We start from the raw sequence: 16,390 nt of genomic DNA, 5'->3' as shown, positions 1-16,390 counted from the left end.
CAAGTCCAGTATCGGAAAATTGGGCGCCGGCATTGGCGGCCATGTTTGTCCGCCATCAAAGCTCGTATAAACCCTGCCCGATAACGGTTCATAGCGCATGAGCGTATTCAAAAACTCTTTGGGTACTCGAATCTCGGTTTCCATGCCAATTCCGACAATGATTTCTTGCTCCGTGACCGCCCGTCTGGCAACTGCATTGAACACCGAGTCTTGCCCCGTTTGTTTATCGACACCGGTCATGGTGATCATGACCCAATGATCCGTCGTCATCAGTGGCCAGGACTTTAGCGTCAAGCGTGCGCCTTCTTCCGGAACATTTTTGAAACTCAAATCACCGCCGGAAAGACCCTCGCATCTGACTGCTTCGAGTCGATTACTGGGCAGGGTTAGCACCTTCAATCTACGGGGATCGGAAGGATGTTCGACACCTTTGTCATCGATGACGCTGTAAGTCACCGACAATGTTCTGCCGATTTGAGCGGCCAACGACTCCATCTTGATCTGATACCGCCGCTGCCCTTCGGAGATCGGCTCGTCAACCTCGACAGCACCCCATGTTCCCGGCACCCCCCATTTCACCCGTATCAACTCTCCCGGATACACGTCTGCGCCCTCCGGCACCTCGACGACGGCGCCGGTGACGTCAAACAACGGATCCAGCGTTTGCTCTACGTTAGAACCCGATGCGTTCTCGACAGACGGCCATGGCAACTTCCGCGGAATCGGCGTGGCCGCAACATCCAGCTCGACGACCGCAGAATCGCGACTTTCGTTACCGGCGCGGTCGGCCACCGTGTACCAGACATAACGCATGCCATCCCCGCGCTCCCGTATCAACGACCCTTTGATTGTGACGACTATCGGCTCCTCGAAGCTCTTGTCATCGAGCTCTTTGACCCCGCCCTCATTCTCGTTGCCCGGGGTCTCCCCCCAATACCAGGTAATACGGTCCCAGGGGCGGGGTGTTGTATAAGCCGGAAGTTCGGCTTTCACCTCATCGTTATGTTGTTCGAGGTAGTGGGCGGTGAGTTTGTTGGGGGGGAGTACTTCAGAAGGGAATATCAGTTTGCTGTCAGTCGCCAGAACAGGCGTCTCGGTGTCGAGGGTCATCACCAATTCTTTTGAGTATGGGTCGGCGCCATTGAAAACAATGTACTGGTAGTAAAGACGGTGTTCCCAATCGTTGTTGCGCAACCAGTTGCTGGGCAACACCAGAAACTTGTCGGCGTCATCAATGGGGGCGTTCCATTCACGTTCGTCAATCGGGTTAGCCTGGTTATCTACGAACAGCCTTGCTGTTTCACCCTTGCTCGGTTCAGCAAGAGGTGGCACCGAGAACCAGACCTTCAAGTCGCCCCCCGTTGACGCCACCGGTAATAATCCGGTCTCGGCACCCGGCAAGTCCGGCAGCAATTCATCTATTACAGGCTTGGGCAACAGATCTTCAGTGCGTTGACGACGATTGAACACGACCATGAACAAGACTCCTCGAAAAAGCGCGGAGAAGGTTCAGGGTTTGTCCTCTCACGCGAGAAAAGAACTTTGAACTTCAGGTACGCCCGTCGTCCCTGACGGGTTGATTCAAATCAAGCCATTACCAGCTGTAACGCACACCCACGTTGGCACCCCAGGGCTGCTCGATCTTGTCGCCATTGCTGTAATCGAAATCGGCGTGAACGGCGACCTTGTCGGTCAGCGTCATGGCAATGCCTAAACCCAACTCACCACGAGAACCGGACAGATCAGCGTTGAAGCGATTGTTGTTGACCTCTACATCCGTGTTCGAAGCGAACTCATGAACATAAGCGGCACGCACATACGGCTGAATCTTCTTGCCTTCACCCAGCACGAAATCACGCCCTACCGTAACGCCAAGTTTGCCGAGCAAGGACTGTGCGCGATCGCCTTCGGCGGCCAAGCCGTTATCCAGATCGTAATCGGCGCTCTCAACAATCAAGCCCGCCAACTGCCCGAACGGCTCCATAAATAAACCGTCTTCCAGTTTGATATGCCGCCCGAATTCAAGCGACGCGCCAACACCATTGTTGTTGTAGTCACCCTTGGTTTTTTTGCCGTCACTGAGTCGTACATCCGATGAGTTCTGGAAGCGGTTGAACTTCAAAACACCATCAAAGTAGTAACCGCTCGGCGCGTCCAGCCAAGTGGTGTAGGCACCGACGTAGTAACTGTCGACCTCACCGCTCGTACCCCGGCTCATGTTCAGGTCGGACTTGCTGTAACCGGTCATCAAACCGACCAGCCATTGCCCGTCACCCAGCGGCAGTGGCGCGTCGGCACCGAACGACAAACCTTGCTGGGTCTGCTGAAACGCCACGCCGGAACTGGCGCTGACGTCGTACTTGTTGCCGTAGGCACGAATCCAGCCACCGGCCTTGCCGTTGTCCATGCGGACTTCACCCATGCGGCTGCGCAGTGTGCTGAGTTCGCCGTACCAAACCGTCGGCGCGGCATTGAACAGCGCCATCACCGATTGAGTGCCCGGGCTGATGACCCGGCTGGCGGTGTTGAGAACCCATTGGTTATCACCCAGCTTGATCAAATCATAGGAGAAGGCCCCAAGGTTTACCTCACCGCCTTCGAGGACAAACGTCGCATCGCCCGAGCCGATTTCAACGACGGGCGTTGCACCTGCGTTTTCTGGCTCGGTACCTTGACTCTCGAGCGCTATCGTATGGTTCCCGCGGGCCTCTCCCGTCACCTTAAGCGTATCGATTTCCCCGGTAGTGAAATCGTTGTGCATGTGGAACGTGCCGCCCTCGCCCCCCAGGGTTTCCACGGACAGTTTGAAATACTCACCTGGATTGCCGAATTGGACACCGCCACCATTCAACGTCAGGTTCTGCACCTGACCATCTTCGACCATCACCCAGAGGGCTTTGTTGTTAACCGCCAGGTTTTCGACATTTTCCAGGCGTCCAGTCAGTTTTGCGTTGTTGTCGAGAACGACGTTGGCACTCGCGCCATCGGCTACTTTGATGTCGCCCACCAACTGGCTGTTATCAACGTTAAAGTTGGCAGAAGAACCGTTAATGACCTCCAGCAGCGTGCCATTGCCGCCCTTCAGGGTGGAACCGTTGTTGACCTGGATGTTGACCCGCTCGGTGTTGGTCTGGGTTTGGCCATCGACGAGAATGGCCGAACCGGTGAGGCCTTCGACCTGAGAGCTATTGAGGATAATTGCGTTATCGGCCGGCAAGTTTTGATCGGCTAACAGGCTGATCCCGTTAAGCCCACCCACTATTTCGCTACCCGTAGCGGAGATCTTGCCGCCGAAACTGCTAATACCAATACTGTCGGCATTGCTGCCAGTCACCTTGGCCTCGTTTTCAAGAATAAGCTGACTTTGAGCGCTGAGGATGGCCCCGACTGCTCCGCCACTGATCTGGCTATCGTTGACGGTCGCTTGCGAACCTCCATTGGGGCTTCGTCCCACACGCAACCCGGTCGTGCTACTCACCACCGTGCTCTTGTTGGCGATAGTCGCCTGGCTGGCGGACAGATCGACACCCACACTGGTCCCAAGCGCGGTGACTTGCGTGTTGTTGAGCTGGACACTCGACCCTGTTTGGGCACGAATCTGCGAAGTTCTGGCGCTGTTTGCCGTCAGGCTACCCGCATTTCGGACCTGGTAGTCGTCGCGAGCCGGCGCATTGCTGCCGATGGTCTGCGCTACGCCGTCAATAATAATGGTCTGCGCGAACCCTACGGGGCTTATCAATAATAGGGGCGTGAAGGTGGCGAGTTTGAGCACTCGCGCAAGGGGTGAAACGGCAAAGTGCGGACCTACTGACATGAAAAGCTCCTGGGCGAAAAGTACGCTTGCACAACGTTCCGCCAAACTTCGCAAGTTGCCTGGCCTGAACGTTCAAAGGCGGCGATCCTAAACACCCTCCTCACCAGAAGATGTAGGAGTAATCTCTTTGTTTGAACGATTCGCTCAATATCACTCTGAGCAAGATCACTTCAAAACGCTATGGACAGGAACACGGTCACTACGCACCCGTGTTCCTGACCTGATACACCCTTATTAAGGCGTAATCGGGCAAGCGCCTGACCCGTCGTGGAATGCCGTCACGAGGGTGAGCGGTTCCGATCCGATATCTTCAGTGCCGTCATTGAAGAAGTATTGGATTTTCATACGTCCTCTTCTGCTGGTAGCACCGGTGTCGTCGTACAGCGGTTGGATATGCGTGGCGTAAGGCGTCACCAGAAATTCGAAACCGGTGATCTCCCCATCCGTTCCCAGGACAAAATCGTCTTCAAACTCCGCGTCTTTGATGGGCGCCTCCGGATCGCTCAGGTCTTCACCCGTCATGGGTGTAAACACAACGTGGATCTTGTCGCCATTTTTGAGCAATGCGCTGAGGTCAGGTATCGCCACCCTCAAATCCCCGTTGGCCTCCAGCGATTTGCAATTGGGCCAGGTGCCGCTTGGGATGGAGGGGAAACTGGCGGGGGGCAGCTCGATCGTAATTGCATTGACATCGACCGAGGTGATGGGCGAAGGCAAGTCGTTCTCAAGCCCGGCCTTGCTGATCGAATATTGCACCGGGATCGATGGACCGTTCTTACCGTCCTGGATGCGCGCCCATGGGATAACGACCTCTACCTCTTCGCCGGGTTTGTGGCCCGGACCAGGCGAAGCCGTGTCATCGAACGTGAGCTTTGCTTCGGTCACCAGCGTGCCATTCCAGTAGAAGTCGACGACATGCCCGTTCACCGCCTCGGCGTACCACGTGAATACGAAAAATGCGTCCTCGTTTTTGTCAGCACGCGTCAATTCATCGAACCTGGTTCTATCGTGGTTTTGCACTTCGCCTAGCAACAAACTCGGATGAATCGGAAGAGGCGGATTAGGCCAGCCCTCCTCAGGCGGCCACGGCAACCAGGGAATCGCTACCTCAAAGTTGACTTTGATGGTCGTGCTTGGCGCTACAAAGGGTCGGCCTTTGCGAAAAACCCTGTAGCTGACAGCCGTATCCTTTGCGCCCGTGGTCGTTGCCCCATATTCCAGCAATATGTCCCTCGAAGGCACGGGCACTTCAAACTTCTGACTGCCATTGTCGGGAATGTAAAAATCTTTCACCACAACAGTGCTGCCCCATGTGAGCTCAACACTGTCGCCGTTTTTGAACCCCGTGTATCGATCAATCCAGACACTCACACCCACCATCGCATGCTCAAACAGCAATGGCCCGGGGTCGGCTTGTGGCACTGTGGGAGGGGTCAGGCCTGTGGGTAACGACCCGAAAGTAAGGCTCACCTTCGTCCAAAGAGACACGACACTGTCGTTGAGGGCGGTATCTCTCAATACATAGATAAAAACACCCTCGGTATCACCGAGGGCCCGAATCTTGTCGGCGTCTATTTCAACCTTGGCGCCTGCCGTGCCTGGATCCGGAGCGACGGCCGCGTAAATAGGCGTCGTTTTACTGGGGTCTTCAGGGATGGCGTTAGCATCGACCAGATAAACAAAGATCCAATCCCCGGCCCTCCATTCGTATGCCGGGGAGCCACCCTCATAGCCAGGAGGAAGGGTGAGTTCGAGCTTGCCGCCGGCGGGCAAATTGGTGTCATCCAACAATGGATTAGTCAGCGTCAACGCCGCAGGTGCATCGCCGTTGTAGGGTTTGACTTGGTCGCAATAAAACGTGACTGGATCACACCCATCATCGCTACCGTTGTAATAGTAAATGTGGTACTTGAGCTCGCAACTCTCGTCTCGCGGCAGATCTCCCGCGCTGATCTCCATGGGATACGGAAACGTTTCCGCGAAATCGGGCTGGCCCGACGGCCTGGTGAAGGTGTGCTCATCGACTTTGACAAAGCCGTTGCCATCGCCTTTGTCCAACAACAGCTCAACGACGTCCGAGCCAGTGGGAGGCGGAGTACCGGTCCAGCGCGGGATCTTTACAGTCAGCTTTTGATTGGTGAAGAGCCTGGGGCCGTGCAGGATTGTCTTGGCGCCATCGGCAAAATCTGCTGGATCGCTCTCAAACGGTAGCTCTACGAGACTTGCACGATAGTCACTGCGCATTTTCAGATAGGCGCGATTGGCCGCTGCCCGTTCGCGCTTGCTTTGTTCATTTGCCATGCTTTTTCTCCTCACACGCCAGTTGAACCATGGGCACCGCCATGGCCATTGAGTTGCTGATTGCCTGGCTGTGGCAGGTACAAATCGATCCCGTCGCGCGTCAGGCCAAAATGTTTCTGGGCTGATTAAGCGCGCGCTGACGAAAACGCGAAACTGTCAAAGTTGACAGGTGGCTATTGATACAGTGGATGTTGGATAGCGCAGAAAAACGGCTTCGTTTTTCCCGTTGGTGCGATGTTTTGAAGGCGTAAGGCGCGATGTTAAACCGCACGCCCAACAGCGCTGCAGAGTGCTTGTTTAAAAGCGCTGTAGGTTACTTGATGAAAGCTACAAGACCTTGCGCCGTTGCCTACGGGTACGCCAGAATCCGCCGGCTTGTGCGCCTTGGGGGTCGTCGGTAACTTGATTCGGGTCACTGATTGTCAGTGATCGGGTTTCGCAGCCCGGGCAATCTCTAGTCGCACAACCTCGTCCATCCGTGAGCAGATAGATCTGCCACTCATGTCATGGCGGCTGTGCGTGGGAGACCTTCGGGTCTGCCGGGTTCCTAGAGTCCTGGTCTGCGAACCTGCGTACAGCTGCCACCTTATTTTCGTTTCGCAGCGAAAGGTGGCCGCTCCATTTCTCTAGGAGCTTCGCCATGTTCAAGGTAACCCCAAACCCGCCGGACACCGATCCGACCTCCCCCTACGAACCCGACTCCACCAAACTCAACGAAGCCGCCGAACGCGCCCTCGATTTCCACTTCCCCTCCACCGCCGACATCAAAGCCACCCCGCGCACACCCAGCACGCTGTTCATAGTCGACCCGCAAGCCACGAGCGAAACCCTCGCGGTATACCTGGTCGAGACACTGGCGTCGGTGGATGTGATGGTGCATCACTTGGTGGACTTGCTGGACGGTGGATCGCGCATTGCCCTGCTGGGCATTTCCAACAGCGTGATGCTGGCGGAGATCACCGCCAACCGCTTGCTGGACCAGATCGACCCACCCGAATAGAGCGGCTCACAGAAGCAGGGCTTTTGTGGCGAGGGAGCTTGCTCCCGTTCGGTTGCGCAGCAGCCGTCGTTTTGGGGCTGTTACACAACCCAGCGCGAGCAAGCTCCCTCGCCACAGGCCAATCAAACCGGTCGTGATGCCAGCCGCCACACGCGAGCAATATCTCTCGCCCGTTCACGGAGCAACCGCGGCGCCTGGTCACAGGCTTCCTGCAAGGTCATCGGCCCACTCGACAGGGAAAACGCGGCATCGATGCCATGCTCGTACAACTCTTGATAGTCCTCGCCCAATGTTCCGGCGATGACGATCACCGGCACGCCGTGTGCCTTGGCAATGCGCGCCACACCAAAGGGTGTTTTGCCGCGCAGGGTTTGCGCGTCGAAACGGCCCTCGCCGGTGATCACCAGATCGGCGCCCGCGACCGCTTCAGCCAGACCCACCATTTCCGCGACCACGTCCACCCCGGACTTGAATTGCGCCCCCAAAAACGCCTTGGCGGCAAACCCCAAACCGCCCGCCGCCCCGCTGCCCGGTTCGTCGCGTACATCTTTTTTCAAAGTTTTTGCACAGAGCCCAGCGAAATGGTCCAGCGCTTGATCCAGCTGTTCAACCTGCTCCGGCGAAGCGCCTTTCTGCGGGCCGAAAATCGCCGAGGCACCGTGGGGGCCGCACAGCGGGTTGTCTACGTCTGCCGCGATGTCGAACCGCACACCGGCCAGGCGCGGGTCGAGGTCACTGAGGTCGATGTGCGTCAATCGCGCCAACGCGAGCCCGCCCGGTGCCAGCGGCATACCCTGGCCATCGGACAGTTGCACCCCTAACGCCTGCATCGCGCCGGCACCAGCGTCATTGGTCGCGCTGCCACCAATCGCCAGAATCACCCGTTTTGCACCGGCCTTCAGCGCCTCGCGAATCAACTCGCCCGTGCCGTAAGTGCTGCTGATACATGCGTCGCGCTCACCCGGCGGCACCAATTGCAGGCCGCTGGCTTCGGCCATTTCGATGATGGCGGTGCGGCTGTCAGGTAACCAGCCCCACTTGGCGTTCATGGGTGTGCCCAGTGGTCCTCTCACCACGATGTGGCGCAGTTCGCCACCGCAGACTGCAAGAATCGCCGCGACAGTCCCTTCCCCGCCATCGGCCATCGCGCATTTGATCAACTGTGCATCCGGCCAGACCTCGGTCAACCCCTTGGCAATGGCATCGGCTGCGCCTTGTGCGCTGAGGCTGTCTTTGAACGAATCGGGGGCGATCACTATTTTCATGGGAATTCTCCTGTTCCAATCTCCATATGCTGCCAGCCACCCTGAACAATAACGCCGGTCCGGTGCACAAGCGGTTTTGAGGATTATTGTTCATTTCTACAAAACCAAAGGCACACACGCTCACTGCGGCAGCGCCTACGGGATATGTGTATCGGTCTGGGGCAGTAGCTGCACGCTCAGGTACAACGCCAACATGCCGTCGAGGCGCAATGGGTCGACGCCGCTGAGTTCAGCAATCCGTTCCATCCGATAACGCAGGCTGTTGCGATGAATCCCCAACGCATCGGCGCAGGCCTGACTTTGACCGTCGTGGTCACACCAACTGCGTAGCGTAGCCAACAATTGGCCATTGCTGTCCTTGGCGATGACTTTGCGCAGCGGGTTGAGTAACTCGTCAAGAGCATCGTCGTCACGGTGACGCCAGAGCATCACGGGCAGGCGATAGCGGTTGAGGGTCAGCAGTCGTGAGTCTGGCAACACATCACGCCCGTAAGCCAACAAGTCACCGACCCGACGATAGCAACGGCGTAAACCTGTCAGTCCATCGGCCTGCCCGCCCACGGCGAGGCGCAGGATGTTCCAGCCCAGGCCATCGAGCTTATCCAGCAAGCGGTCATTCTCGATGGATTGGCTGGCCGGTCGGCACCAGAGCAGCGAAGACTTGGCTGAACTCACGCACCAACTGTCGGGATAACGGGTCGTCAGCCAGGCGCTGAGCGCCTCGACGGTTTGCCCCGGCCCGTGTTCCAAAGCCAATTCAAACAAGTACGGCACGCGGGTCATGTGCGGTTTCAAACCCAGTTGCTGTGCCTCGTCGATCAAGCGCGGCGAACTGCCGGCGTCACTGAGCAGCAGCGCCAACAGGTCATCGCAACGCTGGCGCCGCCATTGTTGCTCGGCCTGCTGGTTGCGCTGGCCCACCAGCATTTCGGCGGTCATGCGTACCAGCGCGGCGTAGGTGCGCAGTTGCTCGGGTTCACCAGTGATGCCGAGCACGCCGATCAAGCGTTGATCGAGCATCAGCGGCAAGTTGATGCCCGGCTGCACGCCCTTGAGATGAATCGCGGTTTGCGCGTCGATCTCGACCACGCGGCCGTTGGCCAACACCAGTTGCGCGCCTTCGTGGCGAGTGTTGACCCGCTCCGGTTCGCCGCTGCCGAGGATCAGCCCTTGGTTGTCCATAACGTTGACGTTGTACGGCAGGATGGCCATCGCCCGGTCGACGATGTCCTGGGCCAGGTCGTGATCGAGTTCAAACATGTGCGTGATCCTTGAAGACATGGATGGAACGGCTTGTTCACCCGCACAGGGCTGACTCGCAAACCCTGTGCGCAGGCACAAAGACAGCAACCATTACGGTGGCCGAGACTCTCAGGGCGATCAACGTTACCCTTTGCATCGCAAAAAATCATAATAAAGAGAGAGCCGCCATGTCACAGAGCGCCGTAGCGTCCCAGGCCATCGCTGACGATAAAAACGCCGTCTACAAACGCATTACGCTGCGTTTGATCCCCTTCATTTTCATCTGCTACCTGTTCAACTACCTCGACCGGGTGAACGTTGGATTTGCCAAGTTGCAGATGCTCGATGCGCTGAAGTTCAGCGAAACGGTGTACGGCCTCGGCGCCGGCATCTTCTTTATCGGCTACGTGCTGTGCGGCGTGCCGAGCAACCTGGCCCTGACCAAGTTCGGCCCACGGCGCTGGATCGCGCTGATGATGATCACCTGGGGCACGCTGTCGACGTGCCTGTTGTTCGTCACCACGCCGACCGAGTTCTACACCTTGCGCCTGTTCACGGGCGCGGCCGAAGCCGGGTTCTTCCCGGGCGTGGTGTTATACCTCTCGCAGTGGTTCCCGACGTTCCGCCGTGGCCGCGCCTGATCACCACCCATTTCCCCTGTAGGAGCGAGCCTGCTCGCGATAGCGGTTTCACAGTCAACATGGATGTTGGCTGATACTCCGTCATCGCGAGCAGGCTCACTCCTACAGTTGATTGGAGTGTGTTTGAGATTTGCGTTTGCTCCCGGCAATGGTTCTGGTATCTGATTGAGCCTTTCCCACTGGTAAAAGGATGTGCTCATGAGCTATCGCACGCTGGGTCATTCAGGTCTGCAGGTGTCCACCCTGACCCTGGGCACCATGATGTTCGGCGAACAGACCAGCACTGAAGATTCCCTGCGGATCATCGCCAAGGCCTGGGACCAGGGCATCAATTTCATCGACACGGCGGACGTCTACACCAACGGTCGCTCCGAAGAAATCGTCGGCGAGGCCATCGCCAGCCACCGCCATGAATGGGTACTCGCCACCAAGGTCGGTTTCGGTCCGGTGGACGGCGTGCCGAACCGCAGCGGCTTGAACCGCAAGCACATCTTCAACGGCATCGACGCCAGCCTGACGCGCCTGGGCACCGACTACCTCGACATCTATTACCTGCACCGCGAAGACCACAACACACCGCTGGAGGTCACGGTGTCGGCCATCGGCGATTTGATTCGCCAGGGCAAAATCCGCTATTGGGGTTTATCGAACTATCGTGGCTGGCGCATCGCAGAAGTCATTCGCGTTGCCGACCAGCTCGGCGTCGACCGGCCGGTGATCAGCCAACCGCTGTACAATATCGTCAACCGCCAGGCGGAAACCGAGCAAATCACCGCCGCACAAAATTATGGTCTTGGCGTGGTGCCTTACAGTCCGCTCGCACGCGGTGTGCTCAGCGGCAAGTACGCGCCGGACGTGAAACCGGACGCCACCAGCCGCGCCGGACGTGCGGACAAACGAATTCTGGAAACCGAATGGCGTGTCGAATCGTTGCGCATCGCCCAGCAAATCCAGCAGTACACCCAACAGCGCGGCGTGGGCATCGTTGAATTCGCCATCGCCTGGGTGTTGAACAACAGCGCGGTCGCTTCGGCCATCGTCGGGCCCCGCACCGAAGCTCAGTGGGACGCCTACACTAAGGCGCAAACGGTTGAAATCACCGCCGAAGACGAGGCGTTCATTGATTCGCTGGTGACGCCGGGGCATGCCTCGACACCGGGGTTCAATGATGTGAGCCATTTTGTGTCGGGGCGCAAACCACGCATTGCCTGACGAAACTCATCCTCTGTAGGAGCTGGCTTGCCGGCGAAGGCGGCGTGCCATACCGCGTCGTCTGGATCGCCAGCAAGCCGGCTCCTACAGAATCCGCCTACGGAGGTGATTGTTGATCAGTAATCACGGCTAAAACCACGTATCCTCCGCCCCCCGTTTCACCTTCAACCTCGCGAGGACAGCTTGTCTAAAGGTATCGCTCTATCGGTTTCAGCCTCGGTGCTGTTTGCCGTCATGTATTACTACACCTCGCTGCTCACTCCATTGAGCGGTGTGGAAATTTTCGGCTGGCGCATGTTGCTGACGGTGCCGTGCATGACCGTGTTCATGGTGGTGTCCGGCGAATGGAAACGCGTGGTCGAGTTGGTCCGGCGCGCGGTCGCCAAGCCAAAATTGATCGGCGGCCTGATCGCCTCTTCCGCCCTGCTCGGCGTACAACTCTGGCTGTTCATGTGGGCACCGCTCAACGGTTACAGCCTGGATGTCTCCCTCGGCTATTTCCTGTTGCCGCTGACCATGGTTCTGACCGGGCGCATCGCCTATGGCGAACGTCTCTCGTACCTGCAAAAAGTCGCCGTGGTGTTCGCGTGCCTCGGGGTGGTCAATGAGTTGTATCAGGTCGGCGGTTTTTCCTGGGCGACGCTGCTGGTGTGCATCGGCTACCCGACCTATTTCGTTCTGCGCAAGCGCTTGGCGGCGGACAATCTCGGCGGCTTGTGGCTGGACATGGCGTTGACGCTGCCCGTGGCATTCTGGTTCGTGCAGAGTGGCGAGCAAGGTTTCGGCGTGTTCGAGCAGCATCCGTGGCTGTCGCTGTTGATTCCGGTGCTGGGCGTGATCAGTGCGTCGGCACTGGTGGTGTATATCATCGCCAGCCGCTTGCTGCCCTTCAGCCTGTTCGGGCTGTTGAGCTATGTCGAACCGGTGCTGCTGTTGGGCGTGGCGTTGTTGCTGGGGGAAAGCATCAAGCCCGGCGAGTGGCTGACGTACATCCCGATCTGGATGGCGGTGCTGGTGTTGGTGTTTGAAGGGTTCAAGCATTTGGTCCGACAGCGCAGAACCTAAAAAAAACCGGTCACAAAGGACCGGTTTTTTTACATTTACACCCGCTTAGTCAGTGGTCAACACACCACGACGCACCTGGTCCCGCTCGATCGATTCGAACAGCGCCTTGAAGTTACCTTCGCCGAAACCGTCATCACCCTTGCGCTGGATGAACTCGAAGAACACCGGCCCCATCAGGGTCTCCGAGAAGATCTGCAACAGCAGGCGCTTGTCGCCCGACTCGGACGAACCGTCCAGCAAAATGCCCCGCGCCTGCAGTTCGCCCACCGGCTCGCCATGGTTCGGCAAACGGCCTTCGAGCATTTCGTAGTAGGTTTCCGGTGGCGCGGTCATGAAGCGCATGCCGATGCTTTTCAGGTGATCCCAGGTCTTGATCAGGTCATCGGACAGGAACGCAACGTGCTGAATGCCCTCGCCGTTGAACTGCATCAGGAACTCTTCGATCTGACCGGCGCCCTTGGACGATTCTTCGTTCAACGGGATGCGGATCATGCCGTCCGGCGCGGTCATGGCCTTGGAAGTCAGGCCGGTGTACTCGCCCTTGATATCGAAATAACGGATTTCACGGAAGTTGAACAGCTTCTCGTAAAAGTTGGCCCAGTAGGCCATGCGACCGCGATACACGTTGTGCGTCAGGTGGTCGATGATCTTCAGGCCTGCACCGACCGGGTGACGGTCAACGCCTTCAATGAACACGAAGTCGATGTCATAGATCGAGCTGCCTTCACCGAAACGGTCGATCAGGTACAGCGGCGCGCCGCCAATGCCTTTGATCGCCGGCAGGTTCAGTTCCATCGGGCCGGTTTCGATGTGAATCGGCTGGGCACCGAGCTCAAGCGCACGGTTGTAGGCCTTTTGCGAATCCTTGACGCGAAACGCCATGCCGCACACCGACGGACCGTGTTCGGCGGCGAAGTACGAGGCCACGCTGTTGGGTTCATTGTTGAGGATCAGGTTGATCGCGCCCTGGCGATACAGGTGTACGTTTTTGGAGCGGTGGGTCGCGACCTTGGTGAAGCCCATGATCTCGAAGATCGGCTCCAGGGTATTGGGGGTCGGCGAAGCGAGCTCGATGAATTCAAAGCCCATCAGGCCCATTGGGTTTTCGTATAAATCTGCCATGGTCGGCGCCTCATCATTCTTATCAATTAACAAAGGTTAGTTGCTAGCAATGCTGAGACCGGTGGGTGGCGCGCAGGAGATGCCCCGCACGCTGCGGGCGAGGAAGTCACCGTAGATCAGTTGAAACCCGAATATCTTCATTGTCGACCCAAGGCTCTTGCGGGCGAGGCTTCTGCTGCCAGAAGACGATTATTATTGTATGCGTAACCGGATTCTACACAGCGTAAATCAGTTTGTCCGCCTTCTGTATAAAATCCCCTTTTCCCGTGACCGCGCAAGGGGTTTGTTGCACTGGATGGTTTTGACAGGTTTTGCTCATGGATCGTCATACGTTCGCGCAACGAGGGTGCGGCGCGATCACGTATCTTCGACTGTCACGCTTGTTCGACGCCCGGCAGACAACCCGCAGCCGATGAGCATCAACGAGCGGCACAACCGCCAACGGCCAACTATCATGGCCATACCCGAACTCTTTATGGGAGGCCTACTGCCCTGCCAGCTTTTGAGAGCCCAACATCATTGCAACAGGTTTTGTGAATGCCACTGAAAGCCAAAGCTCACCAACGCAACCTCAGGGTTGCTATCACCCTGGTCAGTGGTTTGCTTCCAATCCTGCTGGGGGCCGTCATCCTCTATTGGCAGGCGGAGCGCACGCTTAAACAAGGCACCGAACAGACCGCCCACGAAGCGATTCGCCAGTTCGATCTGATGCTCGATAACACGGCCCATGCAGCCCAGATCTTGCTGCCGCTGGCCGGCCAGAACTGCAAAGACGTCACGCTCGCCCTGCGCGAACAAGTCACCCGCCGCCCTTTTGTGCGCTCGACCAATCTGGTCTGGGGCGATGATCTGTATTGCAGCTCGCTGTTCGGCGAGTACCACGAAGTAGTCAACCCTGGCGACTACACGCTCGGAGGGTTATGGCTCATGAACGGCAATCCGGTGACGCCCAATACGGCGTTGCTGGTGTATCGCCTCAGCGAAGGCAAGAAAGGCGTGCTGACGACCCTGGACGGTTATCACTTGAGCAACATCCTGCGCCTGATCGGTCGCAAGACCACACTGTTGCTGCAAGTCGGCCCGGATTGGCTGTCGGCGGACGGCAAGGTCCACAAAGGTGAACGGCCAGAATTGCCGGTCGCCCAGAGCACTGAGCTGTCCGAAAACTATGCCTTTACTGTTTCGGCAGGTTTCCCCGAAGGCGAAACCTGGCGATACATGAGCAGCGAATACCCGCCCCTGTTCAGTTTGCTGATTTTTTTCGGTGTGATCTCCGGGTCCATCGTTCACTTCCTGCAAAAGCGCGCAATGTCGCCGACCCATGAAATGCAAAGGGCACTGGAGGCGTCGGAGTTCATTCCGTACTTCCAGCCCGTTGTGCATGGCGACAGCAAACGCTGGGCCGGTTGCGAAGTGCTGATGCGCTGGAAACATCCAAAGGAAGGCCTGGTGCGTCCGGACCTGTTCATTCCGTTTGCCGAACACACCGGGCTTATCGTACCGATGACCCGCTCGCTGATGAAACAGACCGCCGCCCTGCTCGCACCGCAATCGGCCTCTTTCAGCGAGCCCTTTCATATCGGCATCAACATCACCGCCAGTCATTGCCAGGACCTGGTGCTGGTCAAAGATTGCCGTGAATTCCTTGACGCGTTTGCGCCCGGCTCAGTCCACCTGGTCCTGGAGCTGACCGAACGGGAATTGATTTCCCCGACAGCGACCACCCTTCAACTGTTCGAGCAACTTCATGAGTTAGGGGTAAAAATGGCCATTGATGACTTCGGCACCGGTCATTCAAGCCTTGGTTATTTGCGTCAGTTCAATGTGGACTTCCTGAAAATCGATCAGAGCTTTGTCGCCATGATCGGCATCGACACGCTCTCCAGTCACATACTGGACAGCATCATCGAGCTGGCAGGCAAGCTCGACCTGGCGCTGGTTGCCGAAGGTGTGGAAACAGAGGAGCAAAGTGACTACCTGAGCGATCAAAGAGTGAATTTCCTTCAGGGTTATCTGTACGGCAAACCGATGTCTGGTGCAGAGTTCATTAGCGCATTAAGTGACTATTAACTAACGGACTAACCGATAAAACAACGCTTGTACGCGCCATCGCGAATAAAAATACAACTGTTGTTACATGAAGAAAAAGTCAGGATTTACTCTTGGCCAATTAACTACTACAATTTTTCATGCCTGCAGTAAATTGGCAGGTGAGCCATTCTCACCGGGTCGCTTCAAGGCTCTTGGCTTATAGCTTTGTTCGCGGTTGGTATCAGCCAAACACACTATTGGAGTAAAGATATTGTCCAGACTCGCTGAATTTCGTGCAGCCGAAAAAGCCCTTCAAGAACAGCTCAAGCAGCTGGAATCCTTGAAGAACGATGCCGGGCTCAAGAAAGAAATCGAATTCGAAGAGAAGCTCCAGGGCTTGATGAAAACATACGGCAAGAGCCTGCGTGACATCATCGCCATCCTCGATCCGAACCCGAGCAAATCCGGCTTGCAGCAGGCCGCTGCGCCCAAAACCCGCCGCGCTCGCGTGGTAAAGGTTTATCAGAACCCCCACACCGGCGAACTGATCGAAACCAAGGGCGGCAATCATCGCGGCCTGAAAGCCTGGAAAGAGCAATATGGCGCCGCTACTGTTGATTCCTGGCTGCGCGGCTAACATTTGCAGCAATAAAAATGCCCTGCCAGTGCAGGGCTTTTTTTTGTGGGCGCCATCTAA

Annotated in this window: 11 protein-coding genes and 1 pseudogene; 6 read left to right on the top strand and 6 right to left on the bottom strand. The window is 57.2% G+C overall.

Going from position 1 to position 16,390, the window contains the following annotated elements:
• The 3 genes from QYH43_RS23875 to QYH43_RS23865 form a co-directional block, all read right to left on the bottom strand.
• Nucleotides 1–1,476: hypothetical protein (locus QYH43_RS23875; protein ID WP_301158240.1), on the bottom strand; the 1,476-nt coding region annotated here is incomplete at its 3' end.
• A gap of 118 nt (nt 1,477–1,594) precedes the next feature.
• Nucleotides 1,595–3,814: an autotransporter outer membrane beta-barrel domain-containing protein gene (locus QYH43_RS23870; protein ID WP_301158239.1), complete on the bottom strand. Its 2,220-nt coding sequence runs from the start codon at nt 3,812–3,814 to the stop codon at nt 1,595–1,597.
• A gap of 234 nt (nt 3,815–4,048) precedes the next feature.
• Entirely contained in the window at nt 4,049–6,115 is a 2,067-nt protein-coding gene (locus tag QYH43_RS23865) for a hypothetical protein (RefSeq protein WP_301158238.1), read from the bottom strand.
• A gap of 640 nt (nt 6,116–6,755) precedes the next feature.
• Here QYH43_RS23865 and QYH43_RS23860 point away from each other — a divergent pair.
• Nucleotides 6,756–7,115, top strand: coding sequence for a hypothetical protein (locus tag QYH43_RS23860; RefSeq protein WP_301158237.1), 360 nt, complete (start codon nt 6,756–6,758; stop codon nt 7,113–7,115).
• A gap of 122 nt (nt 7,116–7,237) precedes the next feature.
• Here QYH43_RS23860 and QYH43_RS23855 read toward each other — a convergent pair whose 3' ends face one another.
• Nucleotides 7,238–8,380, bottom strand: a complete 1,143-nt coding sequence (locus tag QYH43_RS23855) for a glycerate kinase (RefSeq protein WP_301158236.1) — start codon at nt 8,378–8,380, stop codon at nt 7,238–7,240.
• Between the two features lie 135 nt (nt 8,381–8,515).
• Entirely contained in the window at nt 8,516–9,640 is a 1,125-nt protein-coding gene (locus QYH43_RS23850; protein WP_301158235.1) for a sugar diacid recognition domain-containing protein, read from the bottom strand.
• Nucleotides 9,641–9,810: 170 nt separating this feature from the next.
• Between QYH43_RS23850 and QYH43_RS23845 the strand changes: the two are divergent.
• From QYH43_RS23845 to rarD, 3 genes and pseudogenes are all read left to right on the top strand, one after another.
• Nucleotides 9,811–10,257 (top strand): annotated as a pseudogene (locus QYH43_RS23845) (MFS transporter); the annotation flags it as partial.
• Nucleotides 10,258–10,461: 204 nt separating this feature from the next.
• A complete protein-coding gene (locus QYH43_RS23840) occupies nt 10,462–11,475 on the top strand; it encodes an aldo/keto reductase (RefSeq protein WP_301158234.1) in 1,014 nt (337 codons plus the stop codon).
• A gap of 183 nt (nt 11,476–11,658) precedes the next feature.
• Nucleotides 11,659–12,540, top strand: a complete 882-nt coding sequence (gene rarD, locus QYH43_RS23835; protein ID WP_095152920.1) for an EamA family transporter RarD — start codon at nt 11,659–11,661, stop codon at nt 12,538–12,540.
• 45 nt (nt 12,541–12,585) lie between these two features.
• Here rarD and hppD read toward each other — a convergent pair whose 3' ends face one another.
• On the bottom strand, nt 12,586–13,662 hold the full coding sequence (gene hppD / locus QYH43_RS23830; RefSeq protein ID WP_095056046.1) for a 4-hydroxyphenylpyruvate dioxygenase: 1,077 nt from the start codon (nt 13,660–13,662) through the stop codon (nt 12,586–12,588).
• Nucleotides 13,663–14,199: 537 nt separating this feature from the next.
• Between hppD and QYH43_RS23825 the strand changes: the two genes are divergently transcribed.
• On the top strand, nt 14,200–15,732 hold the full coding sequence (locus QYH43_RS23825) for an EAL domain-containing protein (RefSeq protein WP_301158233.1): 1,533 nt from the start codon (nt 14,200–14,202) through the stop codon (nt 15,730–15,732).
• 232 nt (nt 15,733–15,964) lie between these two features.
• Nucleotides 15,965–16,330, top strand: a complete 366-nt coding sequence (locus QYH43_RS23820) for a histone-like nucleoid-structuring protein, MvaT/MvaU family (RefSeq protein ID WP_095056044.1) — start codon at nt 15,965–15,967, stop codon at nt 16,328–16,330.
• Nucleotides 16,331–16,390: the final 60 nt, after the last annotated feature.

Origin of the sequence: Pseudomonas sp. C32 (assembly GCF_030417915.1) — a bacterium.
Lineage (GTDB): Bacteria > Pseudomonadota > Gammaproteobacteria > Pseudomonadales > Pseudomonadaceae > Aquipseudomonas.
This window is presented reverse-complemented; position numbering and strand designations above follow the sequence as displayed.